The 26,056-nt window shown below is 69.0% G+C and carries 19 protein-coding genes and 1 tRNA gene; 12 read left to right on the plus strand and 8 right to left on the minus strand.

Translation table 11 applies throughout. The features are described 5' to 3' along the window. Positions 1 to 89: 89 nt before the first annotated feature. The 4 genes from CLU95_RS10420 to CLU95_RS10435 form a co-directional block, all read right to left on the minus strand. Positions 90 to 383, minus strand: coding sequence for a hypothetical protein (locus tag CLU95_RS10420; RefSeq protein WP_099792853.1), 294 nt, complete (start codon positions 381 to 383; stop codon positions 90 to 92). Further along, a complete protein-coding gene (locus CLU95_RS10425) occupies positions 380 to 3,481 on the minus strand; it encodes a glutamate ligase domain-containing protein (protein WP_099792855.1) in 3,102 nt (1,033 codons plus the stop codon). The genes CLU95_RS10420 and CLU95_RS10425 overlap by 4 nt, the downstream gene beginning before the upstream one ends. Before the next feature lie 111 nt (positions 3,482 to 3,592). Beyond that, complete coding sequence (locus tag CLU95_RS10430; RefSeq protein WP_099792857.1) at positions 3,593 to 4,090, minus strand: OmpA family protein; 498 nt, start codon at positions 4,088 to 4,090, stop codon at positions 3,593 to 3,595. Positions 4,091 to 4,179: 89 nt separating this feature from the next. Then, a complete protein-coding gene (locus CLU95_RS10435; protein ID WP_257214589.1) occupies positions 4,180 to 8,394 on the minus strand; it encodes a hypothetical protein in 4,215 nt (1,404 codons plus the stop codon). 300 nt (positions 8,395 to 8,694) lie between these two features. Here CLU95_RS10435 and CLU95_RS10440 point away from each other — a divergent pair, with 300 nt between their 5' ends. Continuing rightward, positions 8,695 to 9,129 (plus strand): DUF1841 family protein, encoded by a 435-nt coding sequence (locus CLU95_RS10440; protein WP_062482964.1) that lies wholly within the window; start codon positions 8,695 to 8,697, stop codon positions 9,127 to 9,129. A gap of 7 nt (positions 9,130 to 9,136) precedes the next feature. On the opposite strand, the gene CLU95_RS10445 is transcribed toward CLU95_RS10440, so the two are convergent. Continuing rightward, a complete protein-coding gene (locus tag CLU95_RS10445) occupies positions 9,137 to 10,135 on the minus strand; it encodes a LysR substrate-binding domain-containing protein (protein ID WP_257214590.1) in 999 nt (332 codons plus the stop codon). 103 nt (positions 10,136 to 10,238) lie between these two features. On the opposite strand from CLU95_RS10445, the gene pcaH reads away from it, so the two are divergent. Both pcaH and pcaG read left to right on the plus strand, forming a co-directional pair. Beyond that, positions 10,239 to 10,961 carry a protocatechuate 3,4-dioxygenase subunit beta gene (pcaH, locus tag CLU95_RS10450; RefSeq protein WP_099792861.1) on the plus strand — a complete coding sequence of 241 codons (723 nt, stop codon included), beginning with the start codon at positions 10,239 to 10,241 and terminating at the stop codon, positions 10,959 to 10,961. An 11-nt stretch (positions 10,962 to 10,972) separates the two neighbouring features. Then, positions 10,973 to 11,584, plus strand: a complete 612-nt coding sequence (gene pcaG, locus CLU95_RS10455) for a protocatechuate 3,4-dioxygenase subunit alpha (protein WP_099792863.1) — start codon at positions 10,973 to 10,975, stop codon at positions 11,582 to 11,584. A 79-nt stretch (positions 11,585 to 11,663) separates the two neighbouring features. On the opposite strand, the gene CLU95_RS10460 is transcribed toward pcaG, so the two are convergent. Next, the gene (locus CLU95_RS10460) at positions 11,664 to 12,356 is read right to left on the minus strand and encodes a c-type cytochrome (protein ID WP_099792865.1); all 693 of its coding nucleotides are present in this window, start codon (positions 12,354 to 12,356) and stop codon (positions 11,664 to 11,666) included. 150 nt (positions 12,357 to 12,506) lie between these two features. Here CLU95_RS10460 and CLU95_RS10465 point away from each other — a divergent pair, with 150 nt between their 5' ends. The 9 genes from CLU95_RS10465 (at position 12,507) to CLU95_RS31135 (ending at position 24,186) form a co-directional block, all read left to right on the plus strand. Next, entirely contained in the window at positions 12,507 to 13,361 is an 855-nt protein-coding gene (locus CLU95_RS10465) for an AAA family ATPase (protein ID WP_099792867.1), read from the plus strand. Positions 13,362 to 13,364: 3 nt separating this feature from the next. Next, complete coding sequence (locus CLU95_RS10470) at positions 13,365 to 13,613, plus strand: hypothetical protein (RefSeq protein ID WP_099792869.1); 249 nt, start codon at positions 13,365 to 13,367, stop codon at positions 13,611 to 13,613. 48 nt (positions 13,614 to 13,661) lie between these two features. Next, the gene (locus CLU95_RS10475) at positions 13,662 to 14,249 is read left to right on the plus strand and encodes a GNAT family N-acetyltransferase (RefSeq protein ID WP_099792871.1); all 588 of its coding nucleotides are present in this window, start codon (positions 13,662 to 13,664) and stop codon (positions 14,247 to 14,249) included. Positions 14,250 to 14,277: 28 nt separating this feature from the next. Beyond that, positions 14,278 to 15,465, plus strand: a complete 1,188-nt coding sequence (locus tag CLU95_RS10480; RefSeq protein WP_099792873.1) for a vWA domain-containing protein — start codon at positions 14,278 to 14,280, stop codon at positions 15,463 to 15,465. Between the two features lie 58 nt (positions 15,466 to 15,523). Beyond that, positions 15,524 to 17,449, plus strand: a complete 1,926-nt coding sequence (locus tag CLU95_RS10485; protein ID WP_099792875.1) for an autotransporter assembly complex protein TamA — start codon at positions 15,524 to 15,526, stop codon at positions 17,447 to 17,449. 8 nt (positions 17,450 to 17,457) lie between these two features. Beyond that, entirely contained in the window at positions 17,458 to 21,558 is a 4,101-nt protein-coding gene (locus tag CLU95_RS10490; protein ID WP_099792877.1) for a translocation/assembly module TamB domain-containing protein, read from the plus strand. A gap of 58 nt (positions 21,559 to 21,616) precedes the next feature. Continuing rightward, positions 21,617 to 21,691 (plus strand) — tRNA-Arg (locus CLU95_RS10495). A gap of 235 nt (positions 21,692 to 21,926) precedes the next feature. Further along, complete coding sequence (locus CLU95_RS10500; RefSeq protein ID WP_099792879.1) at positions 21,927 to 23,495, plus strand: Fic family protein; 1,569 nt, start codon at positions 21,927 to 21,929, stop codon at positions 23,493 to 23,495. Between the two features lie 286 nt (positions 23,496 to 23,781). Then, entirely contained in the window at positions 23,782 to 24,186 is a 405-nt protein-coding gene (locus tag CLU95_RS31135; protein ID WP_257214591.1) for a hypothetical protein, read from the plus strand. Here the strand turns inward: CLU95_RS31135 and CLU95_RS10510 are convergent. Both CLU95_RS10510 and CLU95_RS10515 read right to left on the minus strand, forming a co-directional pair. Further along, positions 24,149 to 24,868 carry an EthD domain-containing protein gene (locus tag CLU95_RS10510; protein ID WP_099792883.1) on the minus strand — a complete coding sequence of 240 codons (720 nt, stop codon included), beginning with the start codon at positions 24,866 to 24,868 and terminating at the stop codon, positions 24,149 to 24,151. The two genes, CLU95_RS31135 and CLU95_RS10510, sit on opposite strands and share 38 nt — an antisense overlap. Next, entirely contained in the window at positions 24,865 to 26,046 is a 1,182-nt protein-coding gene (locus tag CLU95_RS10515) for an NADH:flavin oxidoreductase/NADH oxidase (RefSeq protein ID WP_099792885.1), read from the minus strand. Before CLU95_RS10515 ends, CLU95_RS10510 begins: the two co-directional genes overlap by 4 nt. Positions 26,047 to 26,056: the final 10 nt, after the last annotated feature.

Below are 26,056 nucleotides of genomic sequence, written 5' to 3' on the forward strand. Positions count from 1 at the left end.
AAAAAGACCGATCCGTCGGGCAACGACGCCGGCCCCATTATCAACTGTTACCCGATCGTTACAAGGCAGAAATTCGCCTCCGACGCCTCTCAGCATCGGTGTGCGCGAACCTGCGCCGAACCGGTCGATTCCACGCCGCGCGTTCCTTGTGGCGCGGCGTTTTCCCTGAGCGTGCAATTCATCGTTTTGTGGGTGTAACTGTGGGCAGCGGTGCGGCCGGATGTGCCCGGCAGGCCTTCGGCAAACACGAGGGCGATGTTGGCGCATAGCAGCATGAGCAGCACCCACGCGCACAGCAGCTGCAGCCAGCCCAGCCACCAGCGCCGCGGCGGTGCCTCGCGCTCGGATTCATAGGGAATGTGGACCAGTGCGTTCCATCTCATGGCAGTGCTTTCAGAACCCGGGCGAGCCGGGAAAGACCGACACCGGCGGAGCTTTTGGCCAGCACCCAGTCGCCTGGTTGCAGCAGCCCGCCGAGTGCGGTGGAGAGGTCGGACACATCGACAAACCAATGGGAGCGGACCTTGGTGCGGATGCGCGTGTGAAGCGCCCGCATCAAGGGTCCGCACAGGAGCACGCGGTCAGGTTGCGACGCCAGCAACTCGGCCTCCAGATCGAGGTGATGGCGTTGCGCCGCGGGCCCCAGCTCCTGCATGTCGCCCAAAATGGCCACCCGGCGCGCAGGCTCGCAGGGGGCTTGTGACAGCAACTCAAGCGCCGCCCGCATCGAACTCGGGTTGGCGTCGTAGGTTTCATCGATCAGCTTGAAGCTTCCACCGCCGATGTGAATGGTGTGCAGCGCACCGCGTCCGCCCGGCGGCTCGAAGTGCGCAAAGGGTTCGACGGCGGCGGCCAGCGGCAGGCGCAGCGCCTGCAACGCGGCCAGCGCGGCCACGGCGCTGGCGCCCATGTGGCGGCCCGGCGCATTCAGGCGCAGCTGAAAGGGCTCGCCCGCCACCTCGGCCTGCACCTCGCCGTGGTCGAAGGCGAGCAGGCGCACGTCGGCGTCCTTGTGCTCGCCGTAGGTCACGATCTGCAGCTGGTGCGCCATGGCCGCTTCGGCGAAGGTGGCGAACTCGGGCATGTCGCGGTTGAGCACCACGCGGTCGCCCGCGGCCATGGCCTGGAACATGCGGCAGTCGAGCCGCGCGGCGGCTTCCGACGGGCCGCGGTGCTTCTGCGACGCGGCCGAGATGCCCGTCACCACGATGAGCGACGGCCGCATGAGCTGCGCCGATGCGGGCATGTGCGAGGTGCCCATCTCGAGCACCCAGTAGGCGGCATGGCGCGGCATGCAGGTGAGGTTCCACGCAACGCCCGACGGCAGGCTGATGCTGCCTTCGGGCTGCGCCACTTCGCCCCACACGGTGAGCGCGCCGGCCAGCATGGCGGCCACGGTGCTGCTGCCCGCGCCGCTGCCGAGCACGCCGCACACGCGGCCGGTGAACTCGGTGCGCGCATGGTCGCCCAGCTCGAGCACGGCCTGCAGCACGTTGGGCACCTTCAGCACAGGCACGCGCTTGTCCAGGTGCGGCTTGGGGTCGGTGCACAGCACGGCCGCGGCCGGCTGCAGCACGCCCTTGAGCGTGACGGCGGCCAGCGGCGTCTTCGAGGGCCGGGCCTGGTGTTCGAACACGACGCGGCCCTTGCGCATGAAGGTGCGCTGGGTCACGCCGGTGGCGCGCCAGCCGTCTTCGGGCTTGACCACCCACTCGCCGCCGGTGACGCGCGCCATCTCGCTGGCGGTCCACACGGCGCCGTCGTCGCGCGAGCCGCTGTTGCCGCCACCGCTGCCCCCCGGGCCCGCGCCGCCGGGCTGGCTGCGCCGGTCCAGCAGGTAGCGGTGGTAGGCGGCGAAGCCCGTCACGTACTGCTCGACGTCGTCGATGCGCACGCGGAACGCGTGGTGCCGCACGAAGAAGGCGCCGACGACCGTGGACGGCCGACGAAAGTACATCGCCATCTCGGGCCAGAAGAAACCGTTGAGCAGGTAGTGCGCGCGGTAGTCGAGCGCGCGGTAGAACTTCTCGGTGTCCAGCTCGTCGAGCAGGTGCCGCATGGCGGGCATGCTCTCCAGCCGCTGCAGCATCTGCTGCGCCGCCAGCATGAGGCTGAGCAGCGTGGGAAAGGTGGTCTTGCGGTCGAGCACGAAGTCCAGGTAGCCCGCCACGTTCTGCAGCCCGAAGCGGAAGTAGCGCTCCTGCGGGCTCCACTGCGTGAGCTCGTTCACGCAGCCGCTGAGCCAATGGTCGTGCGACTGCCAGTGCTGGCTCGCAATGAAATGGTCGAAGGCTTTCTCGACCGCGGCCAGCCAGCGCGGATCGCGCGTGAGGCCATACAGGCGCATGAGGCCGAAGGCCGCTTCGCCGTCGTAGAAGATGACGCGCGAGGCCTGCTTGAGCGTGAGGTCGGCCGCGTGCAGCACGTGGTCGAAGCGCCCACTGGCCGGGTCTTGCAACGCCACCATGCCCAGCGCGAGCTTCTCGAGCAGCGGCAGCCAGTGGCGCGTTTCCATCAGCTCGCAGTAGCGCACGAACATGCGCACGCAGGCCGCGTTGCCGCCCAGGCGGATCTCGCCGCCGGTGTCGACAAGGTACGCCACTTCGCGACCGTCGGGCAGCGTGTAGTCGCGGATCAGCGCGTCGGTGAGGTGGTCGATGGCGCGGTCGATGGCCGCGCGCAGCGTGTCGTCGCGCGTGAGCTCCCAGGCCTCGAGCATGGCGTGCACGGTGCCCGCGTGGCGCATCGCGTCGTAGGTCGGGATGCGGCGATCGAAGCACGGAAAGTAGCCGTACACGAACAGGCCGTCGCTCTGCATCTGGCGCGCCAGGTATGACGAGCCGCTGCGCACCAACTCGAGCACCGACTGGGGGTTGAGCGCCGGCAGCTGGCGGCGGCCCGCGTCGAGCCCCGTGCCCACGAGCTTGTGCACCACGCCGTCGGGCTGGCAGAACACGCCGACCGTGGCCAGCAGATAGACGGTGCGCTCCGACGACTCTTCCAGCGGCAGCGTGCGCTCGAAGCGGGCCTGCGCATACACATCGAAGTTGCGCACGTTCACCACCGAATGCGCGATGGTCGAATCGCCGCACAGCATGGCGTTGGCGTTGAGCTCCTGCTCGGTGAAGGCGAAGCCGAAGTCCTGGTCGAAGGCCAGGCCGAGCCGGAAGTAGTTGCGCTTGACCGCGGTGAGCTGGGTCTTGAACTGCGTCCAGTCCATGGGACTGGCGCCCTCGACCCAGTCGATGCGCAGCCAGGGCGAGACGATGCCGCGCTCGCGCACCCATCGCTCGACGAGGTCGGCGCCTTCGCGCCAGGCGGTCTCGAAGTCGTCGGCGCGCGCGTGCACGACATGTGCACGCTGCGAACCGTCGCTCACCGAGAAGAAGAGCGTGAAGGCCGGGTACGGGGCAGGCAACGCCGCGCACACGGACACCAGGCGCTCGTGGCAGGCGTGGAGCTGGTCTGAGAAGGACATCATTCGGCCCCGGTCGAATGCGGGCGAAGGCCGGTCGCGTCCGTCATCTGCTCTCGCTTGGATGACGTGATCGCGGACCGGAAGCCGCCCGTGAAATCATCGCGTGCTCCCGATTCAGCGGTAGCTGAACTCGGCGCGACGATTGAGCTGATGGCCCTCCTCGGTGGTGGCAAGCGATGCGGGCTTTTCAATGCCCCAGCTGATGGCTTCGATGCGTTCGCCCGGCACACCCATCTGCGTGAGCATGCGTTGCACGGACTCGGCGCGGCGCTGGCCGAGCGCGAGGTTGTATTCGCGGCCGCCGCGCAGGTCGGTGTTGCCTTCGATCACGACCCGGCTCGCCGGCCGGTTGCGCATGTAGCCCGCGTGGGCCTCGACGATGCTGCGGTCGCCCGCCCTGACGTCGTATTTGTCGAAGTCGAAGTAGACGATCTTCGCCGGTGCGTTCGGCGGCGGCGGTGGGGGCGCCGGCTCCGGCTTGGGCGCTTCGCGCACGCTCTTGTTGGAGTAGTAGTAGGTCGCGTCGTCGCGACCGCCCTTGGGAGGCACGCCGCAGGCCACGAGGCTTGCGCCCATGGCCACGAGGGCCAGTATCCGGAAATTCTTGTTCATGACGGTCCTTTCGCGGGACAGGCCGTTGTCGGCCTGTCCCTGTCTGCTGCTATCGAGGTTTCCCTTCCTCCTTCTGCGTGTCCCTTGGATCAGCCCAGCAGGCCGTGCAGGATGTTGGTCACGGGTGCCAGGGCACCACCGGCCGGGCTGCTGTGGTCGACCAGGCTGGTGATCGGGGTGAGCACGTTGTCGAGCACCGGGGCCACCGTGTGTTCGACGGTGTCCAGCACACCGGTCACGACCGCGGCCACCGGGGCTGCCGGCGTGCCGGCCAGGATGTCGGTCACCGGGGCAGCCGCATGGGTCACGGTGTCGACCACCGTGGAGACCAGCGAGCCGGCAGAACCTGCCGAGCCCGTGGCACCCGTCACGCCGTCGAGGATGCTGGTGACCGGTTCCAGGATGCCGGCGACCGGTTCGGCGCCGCCCGTCAGGCCGCCGAGCAGGCCGCCCACGAGGCCGTCCGCACCGAGCAGGCTGCCGACCAGGCCGTCGCCACCGAGGACGCCGCCGAGCAGACCACCTTCGCTGCCGCCGAGGACGTCGCCCAGGAGGCCGCCGTCACCGCCGAGGACGCCACCGAGCAGGCCGTCGCCGAGGATGCCGCCGAGCAAGCCGCCAGCGTCGCCGCCGGTCACACCGCCGAGGACACCGCCCAACAGGCCGTCGTCGCCGAGGATGCCGCCGAGCAAGCCGCCAGCGTCGCCGCCGGTCACACCGCCGAGGACACCGCCCAGCAGGCCGTCGTCGCCGAGGATGCCGCCGAGCAAACCGCCAGCGTCGCCGCCGGTCACGCCGCCGAGGACACCGCCCAACAGGCCGTCGTCGCCGAGGATGCCGCCGAGCAAGCCGCCGGCGTCGCCGCCGGTCACGCCGCCGAGGACGCCACCCAACAGGCCGCCGTCACCCAGCACGCCACCGAGCAGACCGCCGTCACCGCCGAGGACGCCGCCCAGGAGGCCACCGTCACCCAGCACGCCGCCGAGCAGACCGCCGTCGCCACCGATGACGCCGCCCAGGAGGCCATCGTCACCCAGCACGCCGCCGAGCAGACCGCCGTCGCCACCGAGGACGCCGCCCAGAAGGCCGTCGTCACCCAGCACGCCGCCGAGCAAACCGCCGTCACCGCCGAGGACGCCGCCCAGGAGGCCACCGTCACCCAGTACGCCGCCGAGCAGACCGCCGTCGCCACCGAGGACGCCGCCCAGGAGGCCGTCGTCACCCAGGATGCCGCCGAGCAAGCCGCCATCACCACCGAGGACACCGCCCAGAAGGCCGTCGTCACCCAGCACGCCGCCGAGCAGACCACCGTCGCCGCCGAGGACGCCGCCCAGCAGGCCGCCTTCACCCAGCACGCCACCGAGCAGACCACCGTCGCCACCAAGCAGGCCGCCCAGCAGGCCGTCGTCACCCAGCACGCCGCCGAGCAAGCCGCCGTCGCCGCCAAGGACGCCGCCGAGCAGACCGCCGTCACCGCCGAGGACACCACCCAGCAGGCCGTCGCCACCGATCAGGTGGGCCACGCCGTCGGTCACGAAGTCGACCTGCGTGTCCACTGCGTTCAGCAGGCCGGTCGTCGCGCCGGCGCCGAGCAGCTGGTCGACCACCGGGCTGACCAAGCCACCCACGCCGTCCGTCACCTGGTCGACGAGGCCGTCGGCCGGGTCGAGCACGTTCGGGTTGTTCGGCGTGAAGCTCTCGCCGAGCACCGGGGCCAGCAGGCCGTCGACCGTGTCGGTCAGGCTGTCGGTCAGTTGCGAGACCGGGGCCAGCACGTCGCCCAGGCCGAGGTCGCCGAGCACGCCGTTGTTCAGGCCGTTCGCCAGGCCGGCGACCACGCTGTCAGCCGGGTCGAGCAGCGCCGCGCCGGTGCCGGGGGTGCCGCCACCGCCGATGCCGCCGAGCACGCCGCCCAGCAGACCGCCGACCAGGCCTTCTTCACCGAGCAGGCCGCCCACGGGGCCGTCATTGCCCAGCAGACCACCGACGATGCCGTCCGGTCCGAGCAGGCCGCCGGCACCGTCGCCGCCGAGCAGGCCACCCAGTGGGCCGTTGTCGCCCAGCAGGCCGCCGAGCAGGCCGTCGTCACCGAGCAGGCCGCCGATGGGGCCGGTGCCGCCGAGCAGACCGCCGACCAGGCCGTTGTCGCCGAGCACACCGCCCAGCACGCCGTCGCTGCCGAGCAGGCCGCCGATGGGGCCGGCATCGCCGAGCAGGCCACCGACCAGGCCGTCGTCACCCAGCAGGCCGCCGAGCGGGCCGTCGCTGCCGAGCACACCGCCCAGCAGGCCGTCGTCGCTCAGGAGGCCGCCGACCAGACCGTCGTTGCCGAGCAGGCCGCCGAGGGGGCCGCCTTCGCCGATGACACCGCCGAGCACGCCGCCCAACAGGCCGTCGTCGCCGCCGAGCAGGCCGCCCAGCGGGCTGTCGGCGAGCAGGCCGGACAGTGCGCCGTCCTGGCCGAGCAGGTTGTCGACCAGGCCGCCCTGGCCGAGCAGTTCGCCGGTGAGGCCTTCCGAACCGGCCAGGCCGGCCAGCACGCCGTCGCCGCCGAGCAGGCCGCCCACGAGGCCGTCGTCACCCAGCAGGCCGCCCAGGGCGCTGTCGTCGCCGAGCAGGCCGCCCAGCAGGCCATCTGCACCGAGCAGGCCGCCGGTCAGGTTGCCGAGGGCACCGTCGCCGAGCAGGCCACCCACGAGGCCGTCGCCGCCGAGCACGTTGCCCAGCAGGTCGCCGACCGCGCTGCCTTCGCCGATGAGGCCGCCCACGACACCGTCCGGTGCCAGCAGGCCGCCGACCAGGCCGTCTTCAGCGAGCAGACCCTGCACGAGGCTGCCTTCGCCGATCACGTTCTGCAGCAGGCCGCCCAGCGCGCCGTCGTCGCCCAGCAGTTGGTCGGTCACGCCGCCCAGGCCGAGGGCGTCGGTCAGGCCGCTGACGATGCCGCTGTTGCCGATGAGGTTCTCGAGCCCGTTGTTGAGCGCGTCGGTCACGTAGTCGACTTGGTTGAGCAGGCCGCCGGTGATGGCACCTGCGGCGCCGGCGCCCAGCAGCGGATCGAGGATCGGGCTCAGCGTGCCGCCCAGCGGGTCGGTGATGCTGCCCACGAGGTTGTCCACCGGGTCGAGCTGGTTCGGGTTGTTGGCCTGGAACTCTTCGCCGAGCAGCGGCGCGAGCACGTCGTCGACGACGTCGGTCACGTTGTCCACCACATCGGTCACCGGGCTCAGCGCACCGCCCAGGCCGAGTGCGTCGTCCACGCCGTCGAGCACGCCACCCACGATGCCGTCGGCGGGGTCGAGCAGGTGATCGGCGTCTGCGTCGGAGTCGGCATCCGAATCGGCATCCGCGTCGGAATCGGCATCCGCGTCGGAATCGGCGTCCGAGTCGGCATCCGCGTCGGAATCGGCGTCGGAGTCGGAATCCGCATCGGAGTCGGCGTCCGAATCCGAGTCGGCATCGGAGTCAGCGTCCGAGTCGGAATCGGCGTCAGAGTCGGCGTCTGAATCGGAGTCGGCGTCAGAGTCGGCGTCTGAATCCGAGTCTGCGTCGGAGTCGGCGTCCGAATCCGAATCGCTGTCCGAATCCGAATCCGAGTCGCTGTCGGAGTCCGAATCGCTGTCGGAATCGCTGTCCGAGTCGGAGTCGGAATCCGAGTCCGAATCGGCGTCCGCATCGGAGTCGCCGCCCGGGCCGCCCACGAACAGCGGGAAGCCGGTGGTGCCACCGTCGCCGCCGCCACCGCTGAGCGCGGCGCCCAGCGCCACGGCGCCCAGGGCGCCCAGCGCGAATTCACCGAGGCCGATACCGCTGCCGGCTGCGGTCTTCTTGGTCACGGCCAGTGCGGCCGCGTCGGCGTCGCTGTCCGGCGGGGTCACTTGCAGGTCGCCCGAGGCGACATCCACATTCACTTGTTCGAGGCCACCGGGCAGCTTGGTCGAGCCGATGGTTGCATCGGTGCCGCTGGTGAAGACGCCGGCCAGCGGCGCCTTGTTGGAGGCCGATCCGGGGAACAGCACGTTGGCCTGGCCGCCGTCCGGCACGATCACGCGGTCGCCGGCCATCAGGGTCTGATTGCCGTCCACCGGAATGCGGACACCCTCGCGCATCACTGCAACGCCGGGCGTAGCATTGGACAATGTGCCCACGCTGGAAGACGCCACGGCCGCAGGCGCGGCGGAGGCGCCGGCGCTCATGCCCGGCGCGCCTAGCGGCGTGACGGTGGCTTGGGCAAGAAGCACGGGCGCAGCGCCATTGGCGGAGAGCCCTTCGGTCGAAACGGTCGATGCTTGTGGAGCGGTCATGGCAGCCTCTGTGACAAAAGATGCATCTACAGGGGCAACTTGCGTGCCGCTTTTCCGCCACGGTGCCAATGCCGCGCCAACGGCGCTTCAAGTGATTGATTTGTATGAGAATTTTTCTGAAAACCGCGTCCCATGCCGAACGCCGAAACCGCTCACAAAGACCTCATTTCGCGATTCGTTACGTAACGATGTAACGCCACGTACCCGGAACGCCGGACACGTCTCTCGCACTTTCCACAGGCCCGTCGCGCAGACCGCGCCGCCCGTTTTTTCTCCCTTTCTTCTCTCCTCTATCTAGATATGTTCAATCCCTCCCAGGAAGACGTGCGCCGCTTCTTCTGCGACGTGTACGCCAAGCACCGGCAGGGTCTGCCGATGGAGCCGCTGGAAACCATCGCGGCCGGCTGGATCGACGAGCACCCCGAGTACCACGAGGACCTGATCGACGCCGACGCGGCCGTGGCGCGGGTCTACGACGGATCGAACGGCCGCGAGAACCCGTTCCTGCATCTGTCGATGCATCTGTCGATCAGCGAGCAGTGCTCCATCGACCAGCCGCGCGGCATCCGCCAGGCCGTCGAGCTGCTGGCCGCGCGCCGCGGTTCGCTGCTGCATGCGCACCATGAGGCGATGGATTGCCTCGGCCAGATGATGTGGGAGAGCCAGCGCGCGGGGCGCCCGCCCGATGGCGATGGCTACGTGGCGTGCGTGCAGCGCCGCGCCACGAAGGACTGACGAACCCTCAGCCGGTCGCGCGCGGGGTTGTTCCTTTGCGCACCGGCAACGCGCCCTGCGCTTTCGCTGCTTCGCGCAGCAGCCCCGCCATCGCGGCGCGCAACGGCGACGGCTCGGCCTCGCTGCGTTGCAGCAGGCCGACAGGCTCCTCGGTGCCGGTGGTGTCGATCGGCAAGCGCACCAGGCGGCCGTCGGCCAGCTCGCTGCGCGCGGCGCCCAGCGGCGTGATCCACACCGCGTCCGACACCGCCACCAGCGCACGCGCCACCGCCACGTCGAGCGTCTGCAGGGCGTTGGGCGGCAGCGCAAGGCCGCGCGCCGACAGGAAGCTCTCGGTGTTGTGGCGCGGGGCCGTGCCCTCGCCGTACACGACCAACGGGTAGTCGAGCACCGCCTGCACCGGCGCGGCCTTGAGTGCAAGCGGATGGCCGGCGCGCACGGCGAACACCAGCGGCTCGGTGTGCAGCAGCTCGAAGCTCAGGCCGCCCATGAGGCGCGGATCGCTCATGCGGCCGACCACGAGATCGAGCTCGCCGGCACGCAGCTCGTCGAGCAGCACGGCGTTGGCCGCGCTCTTCACCAATACCTGCACCGCCGGCCAGCCCTCGCGCAGCCGCGCCAGCGCCACCGGCAACAGCGCGGGCGCCACGCTGGGCAAGGCGCCGATGCGCAGGCGCTCGATGCGCCCGCCCGCGGCCGGGGCCACGGCCTGCGCGCTGGCGTCCATCGCTTCGAGCACGCGCAGGGCGTGGGCCAGCAGCTGTTCGCCGGCCGGCGTGAGGCCCTGCACGCCGCGGCGGCCGGCCTGGCTGCGTTCCACCAGGCGGGTGCCGACCACGGTCTCGAGCTCCGACAGCGTCTTCGACACCGCCGGCTGGCTCAACGCCAGCCGCTCGGCCGCGCGCGCCAGGTGGCGCTCCTGCGCGACCGCGACAAAGGCGCGCAGGTGCCGCAACTGCACGTTGCGCACGAAATCCTGGCGAAGCTCGGCGGGGGACTTTTTCAATGCCTTCTGGTTATTGAAACTGGAACAATCTTCAATTTACATCATTGATTGCGACTTCTACAGTGCGGGCTTCGGATTCGTCCCACGACAGGAGACAACGTACATGACCAAGACCCCCGGTGCCCAGCCCACCCTCACCCCGCGCGACTGGGACGCCCACCCCAGCTACATCTACCCCGGCTACAAGTCGACCGGCAAGCGCGGCCCGCAAAAGCCGCTCATTCCGCTGAAGGCCTCGCTCGGCGAGCTGCAGCAGCCGGTGTACGGCCACGACAGCATCAGTGAGTTCGACCACGACCTCACGCGCAACGCGCGCGTCAACGGCGAGCCGCTGGGCGAACGCATGATCCTCACGGGCCAGGTGCTCGACGAGCGTCGCCGCCCGGTCGCCAACACGCTGGTCGAGCTCTGGCAGGCGAATGCCTCGGGCCGCTACGTGCACAAGGTCGACCAGCACGACGCGCCGCTCGACCCCAACTTCCTCGGCGCAGGCCGCTGCCTCACCGACAGCGAAGGCCGCTACCGCTTCCTCACCATCAAGCCCGGCGCCTACCCCTGGGGCAACCACCCCAACGCCTGGCGCCCGCAGCACATCCACCTGTCGCTGTTCGGCCAGAGCTTTGCCAGCCGCCTCGTGACGCAGATGTATTTCCCCGGCGACCCGCTGCTGCAGTACGACCCGATGGTCACCGGCACGCCCGAGCGCTACCGCAACCGCCTCATTGCCGACTTCAGCCTCGACATCACCGAGGAAGGCTATGCCCTGGGCTACCAGTTCGACATGGTGCTGCGCGGCGCCGACGAAACGCCGTTCGAGAACCGCTGAAAGGATTTCCCATGCCATTGATGACCGCCCAGGCAGCCGACTTCGGCCAGACCCCGTCCCAGACCGTGGGCCCCTACTTCGCCTACGGCCTCACCGCCACGCAGTACGGCTACAACTTCAACCAGCCCTTCGACGCCGTGCTGGCGCTGGACACCGCCAGCGGCCAGCGCATCCGCCTCGAAGGCCGCGTGATCGACGGTGACGGCAACCCGATCAACGACGCGCTGATCGAGATCAGCCAGCCCGACGGCGAAGGCCGCTACCCGCAGACGCCCGACGAGGCACGCGCCCTGGGCTTTCGCGCCTTCGGCCGCGTCGGCACGGGCACCGACGCGCAGAACCGCTTCGTGTTCCACACCGTCAAGCCCGGCGCCGAAACGCCCGGTGAAGCACCGCACATCAACGTGATCGTGCTGATGCGCGGGCTGCTGCTGCATGCCTTCACGCGCGTGTACTTCAGCGACGAAGCCGAAGCCAACGCGAAGGACGCCGTGCTGCAGAGCGTGCCGGCCGAGCGCCGCCACACGCTGATCGCCGAGCGCGTGGAGCAAGGCGGCGCGGTGACGTATCGCTTCGACATCCGCATGCAGGGCGCCGACGAGACGGCCTTCTTCGACGTCTGACCCCCGGGAAAATCCGGACGAAAAAAAGCCCGCTGATGCGGGCTTTCTCTTTGGCGCAGCGGGCCGGTGCCCGTCTTGCTTACTGAGGCGCGTGATGCAGGCGCGACTCGGGCACGATCTTCAGTTCGCCAGGCAGCGAGCTGATGTAGGTGGCCAGGGTCTTCAGTTCGGCGTTGGTGAACTTCTTGGGTTCGACCTGTGCGGCCATCACGGCGTTCGAGCGGCCGAGGTGGGGGTTGTTCTTCACGCGGTACGACTTCAGCGCCACGAACAGGTAGTCGGCGTGCTGGCCGGCCAGCTTGGGCACGGTGCCGTCGTTCGGCGTGTTGAAGTTGGCGCCGTGGCACTTGGTGCAGCTGTTGTCCTTGTCGCGCGCGATGAGCGCCTGGACGTTCTCGGACGCGGCCTTGGCCGGTGCGGCCGGCGGTGCATCGCCTTCCTTCACGCCCAGCTGGCTGTAGTAGGCCGCGAGGTCGGCGATGTCCTGTTCGGTGAGGCTGTCGGCGATGGCGCGCATCGTCGGGTGCTTGCGGTCACCGCCCTTGTACGCGGTGAGCGCGGACGAGATGTAGGTGGCGCTCTGGCCCGCGATCATCGGGACCTTGTGGATCTCGGGGAAGCTCGCCTGGTAGCCGATGATGCCGTGGCAGCCCACGCACATCTGGACCTTCTTGGCGCCGTCCTGGGGCTTGCCAGTGACTTGCTGGGCTTGTGCCGAGAGCGTCACGCAAGCGACAGCAAGGGCAAACATCGTGGTCAACAACTTGTTCATTTTGCGCGCACAATCTCGTGGAGATACAGTTTTTCGAATCAACATTCGATTATATGCAAGGGTCCCACGGGAACCTCGCGCGAGCTGCACAAGAGGCTGCGCAATGCAGTTCGAGTGTGTTCTTTTCTCCACCCTGCCTCCGCTCCACTCATGAAATTCAAGGGCTCAGACAACTACGTCGCCACTCAGGACCTGATGCTGGCGGTCAATGCGGCCATCACATTGCAGCGCCCGCTGCTCGTCAAGGGCGAGCCCGGCACCGGCAAGACCATGCTGGCCGAGGAAGTGGCGCAAGCGCTCGACATGCCGCTGCTGCAGTGGCACATCAAGTCGACCACCAAGGCGCAACAGGGCCTGTATGAATACGACGCCGTGAGCCGCCTGCGCGACTCGCAACTGGCCGACGTGGACGGCGGCCAGCGCGTCAAGGACATCCAGAACTACATCATCAAGGGCGTGCTGTGGCAGGCCTTCACGGCCGACCAGCCGGTCGCGCTGCTGATCGACGAGATCGACAAGGCCGACATCGAATTCCCGAACGACCTGCTGCGCGAAATCGACCGCATGGAGTTCTACTGCTACGAGACGCGCGAACTCATTCGTGCCAAGCACCGTCCGCTGGTGTTCATCACCTCGAACAACGAGAAGGAACTGCCCGACGCCTTCCTGCGCCGCTGCTTCTTCCACTACATCAAGTTCCCCGATGCCGAGACGATGAAGCACATCATCGCCGTGCACTTCCCGAACCTGAAGCAGGAGCTGCTCACGTCGGCGATGAAGACCTTCTACGACGTGCGCAACCTGCCCGGCCTGAAGAAGAAGCCCTCGACCTCCGAGCTGCTCGACTGGCTCAAGCTGCTCGTGGCCGAAGACATTCCGCTCGAAGCCCTGCAGAGCAAGGACGACAAGGTCGCCGTGCCGCCGCTGGTGGGCGCGCTGCTCAAGAACGAACAGGACGTGACCTTGTTCGAGAAGCTCGTCTTCATGCAACGCAACAACCGCTAGGCCATGAGCCGGCAACCCCATTCCACCAAACAGCTGATGAAGCTGGGCATTGCCCAGGCGGTGCTGTTCGTGGTGGGCGCGATGCTCGGCCGCGGGCTCGGGCTGCTGCTCGGGCTCGACGCCTTCGGCACCGACAGCAAGTACGGCACGCGCGAGATCATCGGCATTGCGCTGATCGGCCTGGGCGGCGGCGCCGGTGCGCAGGCCGCGCGCGCGTGGTACGTGCACAAGTACGGCGACCCGCGCGGCTGAGCCCGAGATCTACCGATACCCACCGAGACCCGCACGGAGAGTTTGCCCATGGCGTTCGTCGAACCCGTCACGCTGAAGGCCCGCGGCATCGCGCTGGTGCCGCTCGCACTCCCCCACGAAGACGGCCTGCGCGCCGCGGCCGCCGACGGCGAGCTGTGGAAGCTGCGCGTCACCTCCGTGCCCGAGCCGCAGGACACGCGCGGCTACATCGAGACGGCACTCAAAACCGCCGACCGCTTCGCCTTCGCCGTGACCGACGAGGCCACTGGCACGGTGCTGGGCAGCACGAGCTTTCACGACATCCTCCCGGGCGTGAAGCGCGTCGAAATTGGCTACACCTGGTACGCCGAGCGCTGCCACCGCACCCACGTCAACACCACCTGCAAGCTGCTGATGCTCACGCATGCGTTCGACACGCTGGGCTGCAACGTGGTGGGCTGGCGCACCGACAACTTCAACTTCGCCTCGCAGCGCGCCATCGAGCGCCTGGGCGCAAAGAAAGACGGCGTGATCCGCGGCCACGTGATGCGCCGCGACGGCACCATCCGCGACACCGTCATGTACAGCCTGCGCGCAGGCGAATGGCCCGAGGTGAAGGCCCAGCTGCAGTACCTGCTCGACCGCCCGCGCGACTGACGACGACGACACACAAGGAGCGCACCCCATGCTCATCGACTTCTTCTACACGCTGCGTTCGGCCAAGCTGCCGGTGTCGGTCAAGGAATACCTCACGCTGCTCGAGGCGCTCAAGGCCGACGTGGTGGGCCCGAACTCCGACGGCGCCTACGGCATCGACGACTTCTACTACCTCTCGCGCACCGCGCTCGTGAAGGACGAGAAGCACTACGACAAGTTCGACCGTGCCTTCGCCGCCTACTTCAAGGGCGTCGAGATGCTCACCGACTTCACCAAGGAAGTGCCGCTCGACTGGCTCAAGAAAACGCTGGAGCGCGAGTTCACGGCCGAAGAGAAAGCCAAGATCGAGAAGATGGGCTGGGACGAGCTCATGGAAACGCTCAAGAAGCGCTTCGAAGAGCAGAAAGAGCGCCACGAAGGCGGCAGCAAGTGGATCGGCACCGGCGGTACCTCGCCCTTCGGCAACGGCGGCTACAACCCGCAGGGCATCCGCATCGGCGGCGCGGGCAAGAACAAGAGCGCCGTGAAGGTGTGGGACCAGCGCGCCTACAAGGACTACGACGACACGCAGGAACTGGGCACGCGCAACATCAAGGTCGCGCTGCGCCGCTTGCGCAAGTTCGCGCGCGAAGGCAACGTGGAAGAGTTGGACCTGGACAACACCATCCACTCGACCGCCGCCAACGCCGGCTACCTCGACATCAAGATGCGGCCCGAGCGCCACAACAACGTCAAGGTGCTGCTGCTGATGGACGTGGGCGGCACGATGGACGAGCACATCCAGCGCGTCGAAGAACTGTTCTCGGCCGTGAAGACCGAGTTCAAGCACCTGGAGTTCTACTACTTCCACAACTGCGTCTACGACTTCATGTGGAAGAACAACAAGCGCCGCTTCTCCGAGAAGTTCGCGACCTGGGACATCCTGCGCAAGTACAACAAGGACTACAAGCTGATCTTCGTGGGCGACGCCACGATGAGTCCTTACGAAATTTTGCAACCTGGCGGCAGCGTCGAATACAACAACGAAGAAGCTGGCGCCGAATGGATCCAGCGCCTCACGCACACCTTCCCCAAGTTCGCCTGGATCAACCCCGAGCCCCAGGGCGTGTGGCAGTACCGCCAGAGCATTGCGGTGATGCAGCAGCTCATGTCCAACCGCATGTACCCGCTCACGCTGCGCGGCCTCGAAGAGGCGATGCGCATGCTGTCCAAGTAACCCGCGGCCCCGCACAAGTGGGGGGCATGCCTCACACGTGTGCTGTCAGAATGCCCCCATGGTCAGGGTGGCATCCGTTCTTTCGCCGGCGTTGTGGCCGGCTTTGCTTTTTTCCGGCGTCCTGCTTTTGCAAGGCTGCAGCCTGCTGCCTAAAAAAGAGGCGGCGGACACCGGCGCGTCCACGGCCGGCGTGGTGCGCAGCGCCGATGCCGACACCGCCAAGGACGGCGACAAGGCCAAGGCCGACGGCCGGCGCCGCGCCTTCACCGTCGACGTGCGCGGCCCCGAGACCGAGCGCGACTACCTGGTGCGCCACCTCGAAATCCAGCGCTACCGCGAGCTCGACGACCTGGGCGTGACCGAGGTCTCGCGCCTCATGGTCGCGGCCGAGGCCAATGCGCGCGAACTGCTGGGCACGCTGGGCTACTTCACGCCCACGCTCACGCTCGAGCTGAAGGAAACGCCCGACAGCACCGAGGCCCCGCGCGAGGTCGTCATCACCGTCGCGCCCGGCGAGCGGACCCGAGTGTCGACCGTGCAGATCCGCTACGCCGGCCAGATCGCCAACGACCCCACCGCCGAAGCGCAGCGCGACGCCATCCGCACCGGTTGGGCGCTGCGCGCCGGCGAGCCTTTCACCCAGAGCGCCTGGGACGACGCCAAGACCACCGCGCTGCGCAGCCTCACGGCCAGGCGCTTTCCCACCGGCAGCGTGGAAGTCAGCCGCGCCGAGATCGACGCCGACCGCCACGAAGCCCGGCTCGGCGTGACCTACCAATCGGGCCCGGCCTACAAGTTCGGCCCGCTGGTGCTGCGCGGCGTGGAGCGCTACGACGCCGACGCCGCACGCCGCATCGCGCGCCTGCCCACCGGCACCGACTACGACCAGCAGAAGCTGCTCGACGCGCAACAGCGCCTGGCCAGCAGCGGGTATTACGACTCGGTGTTCCTCACGCTCGACACCGACAGCAACACCCCGCTGGCCGCGCCCGTGATCGCCCAGCTGCGCGAGGCGCCGCTGCAGAAGGTCGTGATGGGCGTGGGCTTCACCACCGACAACGGCCCGCGCCTGTCGATCGACCACACCCACAACCGCATGCCGCTGCTCGGCTGGCGCGCCGTGTCGCGGCTCTCGCTGGACAACGACATCCAGTCGCTGGGCACCGAGTGGAACGCCATTCCCAACGACCGCGGCTGGCGCTGGTTTGCCGGCGGCGAACTCAAGAGCGAACAGTCGGGCAGCTACGTGGTCGACAGCGGCCGGCTGCGCGGCGGGCAAAGCAAGTCGAGCGACCACATCGACCGCAGCCTCTTCCTGCAGTACGACTACGCCCACAACCGCGGCACCGACGCGCCGCCCTCGGCCTCGGCCGTCACCGCCAACTGGGGCTGGACCGGGCGCTACTTCGACGACAACTCGGCGCCTTCGCGCGGCTACGGCCTGGCGCTCGAAATGGCCGCGGGCTACACGCTCACCGGCCAGCAACTGCCTTTCACCCGCACCTACGCGCGCTTTCTCGGCGTGCTGCCGCTGGGCGCGGCCGAGGACAAGAACGCCCGCGCGCGCCGCAGCCGGTTGCAGATGCGCCTGGAGGCCGGCGCCGTCGCCGCCAAGGACAGCGCGCAGATCCCTTCGACGCTGATGTTCCTCACCGGCGGCGACACCACCGTGCGCGGCTACAGCTACAAGCAGATCGGCACCGTGCGCGCCGACGGCAAGACCGTGTCGGGCCGCTACCTCGGCGTGGCCAGCCTCGAATGGCAGCGCCCCTTCGTCTACAAGGACAAGCTCACCGAATGGGAGAGCGTGGTGTTCGTCGATGCCGGTGCCGTGGCCGACAAGCCCGGCGAGCTCAAGCCCAAGGTCGGCGTGGGCGTCGGCGCGCGCTGGCGCAGCCCCGTTGGCCCGGTGCAGGCCGACCTGGCCTACGGCGTCGACTCGAAGAAATTCCGCCTGCACTTTCGTCTCGGCTTCACCTTCTGACCCGCGCCATGCCGACCACGCCCACCACAGCCACGCCCCGTCCTCGCTCGCGCACCCGCCGCGTGCTGCGCGCGCTGGGCTGGACCCTGGTGGGCCTGTTGCTGGTCGTGCTGCTGCTCGCCGCAGGCGCGTGGTGGTGGCTCGGCTCGAACACATCATTGGCCTTTGCACTCGCGCAGGCCGCACAACGACTGCCCGCGGGCCAGACGCTCGAGAGCCGCGACGTGACCGGCTCGCTGCGCACCGGCGGGCGCATCGGCTGGCTCAAGTGGCAAAGCGAGACCCTCGCGGTCGAGGTGAACGACGCCACGCTCGGCTGGCAGCTCGCGCCGCTGTTCCAGCGCAAGGTGCAGCTCGGAGAGATCCACGCGGCGAGCCTGTCGATCGAACGCCGTGGCCCGCCCAGCGACACGCCGACCGAGCCGCTGACGCAGGTCGCACTGCCTGTCGAAGTGGCCGAGGTGCCCTTCCGCATCGACGAACTGCGCTGGGCCGGCCCGCCTCCGCTGCTGGCCACCGGCCTCGCCGGCCGCTACAGCTACCTCGGCGCGCAGCACGCGCTGGACATCGAAGGCGTCGACATCGCCGACGGCCACTACAGCGCCCGCGTGCGGCTGCAGGGGCCCGCGCCGATGGCGCTCGACGCCACGCTCGACGGCCGCGTGAAAGCCCCGCTCGCCGAAGACCGCCACCTCGAGGTGCAGGCCAAGGCCTCGGTGAAGGGCACGCTGGCCGGCCCCGAGGCGCGCCTGCAGGTCGCCGCCGACCTGCAGCCCACCGAGCCCAACGCCGAAGCGCCCATGGAAGCCACGCTGCGCGCGCAGATCGCGCCCTGGCTGCCGCAGCCCGTGGTCGAGGCCAAGGCCGACCTGCGCAACGTCGACGCCGCCAGCCTCTGGCCCGGCGCGCCGCAGACACGGCTCACCGGCACCGTCGAACTCGCACCCGACGCCGCCACCGGCCCCGCCGCATGGAAGGCCTCGGCCGACATCCGCAACGCCGTCGCCGGCCCGTGGGACGAACAGAAGCTGCCGGTCGAGCAGGTCGAAGCGCAGGTCGGCTTCGACGGCACGACCTGGACCGTGCCCGAAGCCACCGTGCGCGCGGGCGGCGGCCGCATCGACGCCGAAGGCAGCTGGAGCCCCGCGCCCTCGCCCTGGCAGGTGCGCGCCACCGTGCGCGGCGTGCGGCCCGGCGCGCTGTACAGCGAGCTGTCGGGCGCGCCCATCGGCGGACAGGTCAGCGCACGGCAGGCCGAAGACTCCGACACCCTCGTCTTCGATGTGGCCCTCCGTGCCGAAGGCAACGGCGGCGCCGGCAGCAAGGCGCTGCCGGGCTTCGGCCTCGACCGCGCGCTGGCGCAGGGCCAGTGGAAAGACCAGGTGCTCGACCTGCGCACCCTGCGCGTCGAAGCGATGCGCGCCAGCATCGACGGCAAGCTGCAGGTGCGCGTGGCCGACCAGGCCGCCAGCGGCAAGCTCGACCTCTCGCTGCCGGGCGGCAGCGCGCAGCTCGACGGCCGCATCGCGCCCTCCACCGGCGGCGGCGACCTCAAGGCGCGCATCGACGACGCCGAGGCGATGCAGCGCTGGGTGCAAGGCCTGCCGGGCCTGTCGGGCGTGTTCGCGAACGCCAGTGCCAAGGGCAGCGCGCGCCTCGACGCCAGCTGGCAAGGCGGCTGGCAGAGCGTGCAACGCCGCATCGAGAACCCCGGCGCCCCCACCGCGCGCGGCAGCGCCGAGCCCAGCCTCAAGGCCGCACTCACCGTACCGCGCCTCGACCTGAACCTGCCCGCCGCCCAGCCCGGCGGCACGGCCACCAGCGTGCAACTGCGCGAGCTGCAGGCCGACCTCGCCGGCAGCATCGCCCAGGCCACGCTCACGCTCAAGGGCGAGGCCACCACCGGCACGCAGAAGCTCGCGCTCGACACGCGCGCCAGCGGCGGCCTCGCCAGCGCCAACCAGTGGCGCGCCACCCTCGCCAGCCTGCGACTTCAAGCGCAAGACACCGCCACCGCACGCCCCGGCCAAGGCCCTTGGGTGCTGGAGCTGGGCCGCGAAGTCACGGCCACCGTGCGCGCCGCCGACAACCGCCTCGACGTCGAGGCCTCCGCCGCCGAGGCCACCCTGCGCGGCCCGCTGCCCGGCACCGTGCGCATCGACTGGCAGCCGCTGCGCTTCAACCAGAGCGGCGCCGCACCCAACCGCGTGTTCCGCCTGCAGTCCAAGGGCCAGATGCAGGGCCTGCCGATGGCCTGGGCCGGCGCGTTCGGCGCCAACGCCACGCTGAGCGAACTCGGCATCAGCGGCGACCTGCTGTTCAACGGCGACTGGGACATCGACGCCGGCGACACCCTGCGCGCCAAGGCCCGCCTCGCACGCCAGAGCGGCGACATCCGCGTGCAGGCCGGCGAGGCCGCGCTCGTCACCCGCATCACCAGCACCGGAACCGGCACGGCGAGCGAACGCACCATGAGCTCGGCCAGCGGCAAGAACGACGTCAACGGCGTCGATCTCACCGCCACGCCGGCCGGCCTGCGCCGCGCCGAACTGCAGCTCGACGCGCAAGGCGACGCCGTGCGCGCCACCCTGGCCTGGGACAGCGAACGCGCCGGCCGCCTCGACGCCGAACTCGGCACCCGCATGCAGCAGCGCAGCGGCGGCTGGCAGTGGGCGCCCGACGCGCCGCTGAACGGCACCCTGCGCGCCGCGCTGCCCAACCTCGGCGTGTGGTCGATGCTCGCGCCGCCCGGCTGGCGCATCGCGGGCACGCTCGACGCCAACGCCACCCTGTCGGGCAACCGCACCGCGCCGCGCTGGAACGGCACCCTCGGCGCCGACCAGCTCGCGCTGCGCGCCCCGGTCGAAGGCCTCGACCTGCGCGACGGCCACCTGCGCGCCTCGCTCACCGGCGACCGCCTCGAAATTGCAGAGTTCACGCTCAAGGGCGGCGCCGGCAGCAACGCGCGCATCGGCGGCCAGGGCGGCAACCGCAGCACCGCCGCCAGCGAAGCGCGCACCGACGGCGGCTCGCTCACCGCGCGCGGCGACCTCAGCTGGGGCAGCAACAACAACGCGACCAGCACCGGCATCCGCATGGCCCTGCAGGCCGAGCTGCGCGCGCTGCGCGTGCTCGTGCGCACCGACCGCCAGGTGTCGCTGTCGGGCAACCTGCAGGCGCGGCTGGACAACGGCCAGTTCAACGTGCGCGGCAAGCTCAAGACCGACCGCGCCGTCATCATCCTGCCCGACGAGACCGCGCCCAGCCTGGGCAGCGACGTCGTCGTGCGCTCGGCCGCCAAGGACAGGGCGGACGCCGAGGCCGCGCAACGCGAAGCCGCCAAGGCCGACGCCCAGGCGGCCAAGGCCGCCAACAAGCCCCAGACCGCCAAGCCGCCCGACATCGTCGTCACCTTCGACCTCGGCGACGACTTCGCCGTGCAGGGCCGCGGCATCACCACGCGGCTCGAAGGCGAACTCGAAATCCGCAGCACCCGCCTGGACGCCCCGCCCCGCATCACCGGCGAAGTGAAGACCGTGAAGGGCCAGTACCGCGCCTACGGCCAGCAGCTCGACGTCGAGACCGGCATCGCGCGCTTCAACGGCCCCTTCGACAACCCCGCGCTCGACATCCTGGCGATTCGCCCGAACATTTCGCAGCGCGCCGGCGTGCAGATCACCGGTTCCGCGCAGTCGCCCCGCGTGAAGCTCTACGCCGAGCCCGCGCTGTCCGATGCCGAAACGCTGTCCTGGGTCATCCTGGGCCGCGCCTCGGCCACCAGCGGCGGCGAATCGGCCCTGCTGCAGCAGGCTGCCCTGTCGCTGCTCGGCAAGATCGGCGGCGCCACCACCGGCGGCAGCCTGGCCAGCCGCTTCGGTCTGGACGAACTCGGCTTCAAGGGCCCCGGCAACGGCGGCGACCTGCGCGAATCGGCCGTCACGCTCGGCAAGCGGCTGTCCAAAGACTTCTACATCACCTACGAACGCAGCCTGGGCGGCACCTTCGGCACGATCTTCATCTTCTACGACCTGACGAAACGCCTCACGCTGCGGGGCCAGGCGGGGCAGACGAGCGGGGTGGACCTGATCTATACGGTGAAGTACGACTGAGGGTGCAGACACCCCAAGCTGGTAAAGTGCGGGCCGCGCAGCAGCAGCAGCGCGCACCGTCTTCGTAGTTCAATGGATAGAACGGGGTCCTCCTAAGACTCAGATACAGGTTCGATTCCTGTCGAAGGCACCAAAACCTGTTGATTTACAACAGGTTTTTCTGGGCCCAGGCCGAAGATCACCTCGCAGGTTCCGGCAACCCTTGCCGAGAAGACTGAATGGAAATTCAGGGCTGCACCTTGTAGCAATCAGGCCGCTTGCACACGAATCTCTGGCACTCAAATTGCAAAATAATCTAGCATTGGATTTGCAATTAAATCTAGCAATAGACTAACGGGATCTCCTGGCATCCACGCAAGGCTCCGCGCATGGCAACCCTCCCCGCGACGAACGCTCGCAAAGCCACCCCGGCGCAGCGGCAGTTGACCACCGCCCTGGAGACGCTCCACGCTCTGCAGCAACAGGATCTCAGCGTCTTCAATACGAGCCAGTTCTCGCGCGCGGACCGTGAGGCGCTGATGGGCGCGGGATTTCTCCAGCCGGTGATCCAGGGCTGGTACATGTCTGCCAGCCCTTCGACCAAGGCAGGTGACACGACGCCCTGGATTGCGGGAATGAAGGACTTTCTTGCCGCCTATTGCAACGCCCGGTTCGGCGCCGACTGGTGTGTGTCTGCGGAGTACTCGCTGAAACTGCACGCCGGCACGTCGTTGCTGCCTCAGCAAGTTGTCATCCACTCACCGCTGGGTAAAAACGGCATGCTGAACTTGCCGAACGGGTACTCGCTCATGGACTACCAGGCGAGAGATTTTCCGAGCGCCGACCGGCGCAACAGCGTCGGCAACATCCGCACGATGACACTGGCCCACGCACTGCTGAAAGCACCGGAGAATTTCTTCAGGGCGTCTGCGCAGGACGCACAAGTTGCACTGCTGTCCACCAGCGATGCGTCCGAGCTCAGTCGCCTGCTCGGCGAGGGCAATCACAGCACGATTGCCGGTCGCCTCGCCGGTGCCTTTCGCGCGGTGGGCCGAGATGCGATCGCGGACGACATCGTCGGCTTCATGCGTGCCTTGGGCAATCAAGTCACGGAGTCGAACCCGTTCGAAGCGCCACTTCACATCGTTTCGGGCGATCACACGGAGTCGCCCCATGTCTCCAGATTGCGGCTGATGTGGGCCGCGATGCGCGACGATGTAGCGAGTGCTTTCCCACAGAACGAACCCGGCAAGCCCAAAGACGTCGCCGCATTCATGCAAGCGGTCGAAGATGTCTACGCCACCGATGCCTACCACTCGTTGTCCATCGAGGGCTACAGAGTCACGCCAGAGTTGATTCGCCGCGTGGCGAGCGGTGACTGGAACGAAGGTAGCCACGCGCAGGACCAGCAGTCCAGGGATGCCATGGCGGCGCATGGCTATTGGCTCGCGCACAACGAGGTCAAGGCATCGATCCGAAAGATTCTCGACGGCGCAAACGCTGGAGACATTCTCAAGAGCGATCACGGGGCCTGGTTTCGCGCGATGTTCGCACCCAGCGTCACTGCCGGGCTCCTGGCCGTGACAGATCTTGCAGGCTACCGCGGACATCAGGTCTACATTCGCAACGTGCAGCACGTGCCTCCGCCGCGCGAAAACGTGCGCGAGATGATGCCCGTGCTCTTCGAACTGCTGCGCGACGAACCATCGGCCGCGGTACGTGCGGTGCTGGGTCACTTCATGTTCGTCTTCATTCATCCGTACATGGACGGCAATGGCCGGCTGGGACGCTTCTTCATGAATGCAATGCTGGCCTCGGGCGGATTCCCCTGGACAGTGCTGCGTCTCGAAGATCGCGATCGGTACATGACGGCGCTGGATGCGGCAAGCAGCCAGAGTGACATCCAGCCGTTTGCGTTGTTCGTCGCCCAGAGCCTGGGGGCGGCGACGCATTCTTGAAGACCCAGCGACCGCACCGGCACCGCCTCGCTGCTTGAACAGCGCCGGCGCGCGGATCTGCGGCCACGCTTCAGGCGTGATGAACCTGAGGCATGCCGGCAGTGCGCTGATGACGCAGCCCTGCACTTCATCGGGATGAGCTGCACCGCGCATCGCGTACGCCCCGCCCCGCGCAGGAAAAAGGCGCCCCTCTACGACCCGACGGCGCGCCGGACTACTTTTGGATGCACCGCGTAACGGCATGCTGCCCTTCGTAGCAAGAGACAAACACAACAGGGGGCAAGCGATGAACAAGACCGAGGCCTTGGCGGCCATGGTGGAAGTGGCACGGATCGGGCGCGGCATGACGCCCGCCGACGCACTCACGCACTTGGGTGAGCTGATCGCGCAAGAAGCGCCGGACGATCCGGCGCATGACGTGAATGTCGAAAAGCTGCTGCGCCTCGGTGCCTGCATCTGGTCATTGCGGCGCGGGGTGTTCCTGCCCGAGCCGCCCGGGCGCAGCGACGAAGCGGAGGCTGCGCCGGTGCAGCAGCGACCCCGCGAGATCGCACCCATCGGCACGGTGCCTGCGCGTGCATCGCACCCCGTTTCGCACCACCCGGTGATTCCGGCCCTGAGCACGTCGGTGCACTACGGGCTCGCGGGCGCCTTCACACCACCCGAGACTCCTCCACCACAAAGGCCGTGATCTCCGCCAGGAAGGTCTTGGCATGCGCCATGGTGCGCTGGCCTTCGGGCGAAGCGAACGCGGCGTTCAGTGTGTCGGTGTTCTCGAACCACAGTTCCACGATGCCGTCGATCGGCAGCTCGGCGTAGCCGCAGGGCGTGCCTTTGTCGAACTCGCGCGCGACCACCACGTTCTGGCGGTAGCCGGCCACGCCGGGCATGCGGCGCACATGGTCGGCGTGCACCTTCCATTCGCGGCGGAAGTCGGCCTCCGACTGCGCGACCGGTCGCCGCAGGGTCGAGATGCGCTTGAGCATCACCGGGCCCGCCGACGATGCGGGCGATGGCGGCGCGATGACCTCGGTCTGCTCGACCGTGACGATGTGCAACCCGCCCAGAAAGTGCTGCTCGTCGGCGCGGATCTCTGCGGCGAGTTCGCCGATGTTGAAGGCCGCATCGGCCTGAGCCGCCGCATCGAACTGCAGCTGCGAGAAGCCATCGAAATCCCATGGTCCGCGCACGAAGTCGATGCCGCGCTGCAGGCGATCGGTCACGCGGTTCTGGCGGTAGCCGCGCAGCGTGGGCAGGCGCGCGACGAGCGGGCCGTGGCGTTCGCGCCAGTGGCGGCTGAAGGCCTCGTCGGTCCAGCCGGGCTGCTTGCGGATCAGGCCCATGCGCAGGGTCGTCGTGGTCGGGTCGGTCATCGGTCGGTCTCCTTGTTGGATGGCATCTCTGCCTCGGCGCGCGCACGCGCCAGGCCGGGCGCGCGCTTGGCGAGCCACACGCCGTGGCGCACGGGCCAGCGCTGGTACTGCGGGTCGGCGCCGAGTGCAGCGGCCGCGTGGTGCGGCCAGTAGGGGTCGAACAAAGCTTCGCGGCCGAGCGCGACGAGGTCGGCCTGCCCCGCGGCGAGCACGGCCTCGGCCTGCTGCGCATCGACGATCATCCCGACGGCCTGCGTGACCACGCCGGCCTCGCGCCGGATGCGTTCCGAGAACGGCACCTGGAAGCCCAGGCCGCGCGGCACGGGCAATGCGCGTGTCTCTTCGGTGAGGCCGCCCGACGAGCAGTCGATCACGTCGACGCCGCAACGCTTCAGCTCGCGCGCGAGCACCACCGAGTCGTCGAGGTTCCAGCCGTCGAGCGTGCCGTCCACGGCCGAGAGGCGACAGAACAGCGGCTTGCCGGCGGGCCATGCGGCGCGCACGCGCTGCGCGATTTCCAAGGCGAGCGACATGCGGTGCTCGCGGCTGCCGCCGAGCGCGTCGTCGCGGTGGTTGGCGTTGGGCGACAGGAAGCTCGCCACCAGGTAGCCGTGGCCAAAGTGCAGCTCGACCACGTCGAAGCCTGCCTGGTCGGCGCGCACGGTGGCATCGACAAAACGTTGCACGACCTCGGCCATGTCGGCCGCATCGAGCGCGCGCGGCGCCGACCAGCCGGGGCCGGCCGCGAGTGCGCTGGGGCCCAGGCGCTCCCAGGGCTCGTCGTCGGCCGCCATGCGCGCCGGGTCGATGGCGGCACCGCCCTCCCACAGCGGCTCGCTGCCGGCCTTGCGGCCCGCGTGCGCGAGCTGCACGCCGATGGCGCTGCCCTGCGCGTGGACGAAGTCGACCACGGCCTTCAGCGGCGCGATCTGGCTGTCGTTCCACAGGCCGAGATCGGCGGTGCCGATGCGCCCGCGCGGATCGACGGCGGTGCTCTCGGTGAGGATCAGGCCCGCGCCGCCGAGCGCGAACTTGCCCAGGTGCACCAGGTGCCACGGCGTGGCATGGCCGCGCTCGGCGGCGTGCTGGCACATCGGCGAGATGACGACGCGGTTGGCGAGCGTGAGCTCGCGCAGCTGCAAAGGCTGGAACAGCAGAGGGAGAGATGAATCAGGCATGTGTGCAAGA

The sequence above is a fragment of the Variovorax sp. 54 genome, from assembly GCF_002754375.1.
GTDB lineage: Bacteria > Pseudomonadota > Gammaproteobacteria > Burkholderiales > Burkholderiaceae_C > Variovorax.

Excerpts from the sequence above, each read along its gene's own strand:
- CLU95_RS10435 (WP_257214589.1), bottom strand. The coding sequence starts at position 8,394 with ATGACCGCTCCACAAGCATCGACCGTTTCGACCGAAGGGCTCTCCGCC.
- pcaG (WP_099792863.1), top strand. The coding sequence starts at position 10,973 with ATGCCATTGATGACCGCCCAGGCAGCCGACTTCGGCCAGACCCCGTCC.
- CLU95_RS10460 (WP_099792865.1), bottom strand. The coding sequence starts at position 12,356 with ATGAACAAGTTGTTGACCACGATGTTTGCCCTTGCTGTCGCTTGCGTG.
- CLU95_RS10440 (WP_062482964.1), top strand. The coding sequence starts at position 8,695 with ATGTTCAATCCCTCCCAGGAAGACGTGCGCCGCTTCTTCTGCGACGTG.
- CLU95_RS10420 (WP_099792853.1), bottom strand. The coding sequence starts at position 383 with ATGAGATGGAACGCACTGGTCCACATTCCCTATGAATCCGAGCGCGAG.
- CLU95_RS10465 (WP_099792867.1), top strand. The coding sequence starts at position 12,507 with ATGAAATTCAAGGGCTCAGACAACTACGTCGCCACTCAGGACCTGATG.
- CLU95_RS10490 (WP_099792877.1), top strand. The coding sequence starts at position 17,458 with ATGCCGACCACGCCCACCACAGCCACGCCCCGTCCTCGCTCGCGCACC.
- CLU95_RS10485 (WP_099792875.1), top strand. The coding sequence starts at position 15,524 with ATGGTCAGGGTGGCATCCGTTCTTTCGCCGGCGTTGTGGCCGGCTTTG.
- CLU95_RS31135 (WP_257214591.1), top strand. The coding sequence starts at position 23,782 with ATGAACAAGACCGAGGCCTTGGCGGCCATGGTGGAAGTGGCACGGATC.
- CLU95_RS10510 (WP_099792883.1), bottom strand. The coding sequence starts at position 24,868 with ATGACCGACCCGACCACGACGACCCTGCGCATGGGCCTGATCCGCAAG.
- CLU95_RS10515 (WP_099792885.1), bottom strand. The coding sequence starts at position 26,046 with ATGCCTGATTCATCTCTCCCTCTGCTGTTCCAGCCTTTGCAGCTGCGC.
- CLU95_RS10425 (WP_099792855.1), bottom strand. The coding sequence starts at position 3,481 with ATGATGTCCTTCTCAGACCAGCTCCACGCCTGCCACGAGCGCCTGGTG.
- CLU95_RS10475 (WP_099792871.1), top strand. The coding sequence starts at position 13,662 with ATGGCGTTCGTCGAACCCGTCACGCTGAAGGCCCGCGGCATCGCGCTG.
- CLU95_RS10470 (WP_099792869.1), top strand. The coding sequence starts at position 13,365 with ATGAGCCGGCAACCCCATTCCACCAAACAGCTGATGAAGCTGGGCATT.
- CLU95_RS10480 (WP_099792873.1), top strand. The coding sequence starts at position 14,278 with ATGCTCATCGACTTCTTCTACACGCTGCGTTCGGCCAAGCTGCCGGTG.
- CLU95_RS10430 (WP_099792857.1), bottom strand. The coding sequence starts at position 4,090 with ATGAACAAGAATTTCCGGATACTGGCCCTCGTGGCCATGGGCGCAAGC.
- pcaH (WP_099792861.1), top strand. The coding sequence starts at position 10,239 with ATGACCAAGACCCCCGGTGCCCAGCCCACCCTCACCCCGCGCGACTGG.
- CLU95_RS10500 (WP_099792879.1), top strand. The coding sequence starts at position 21,927 with ATGGCAACCCTCCCCGCGACGAACGCTCGCAAAGCCACCCCGGCGCAG.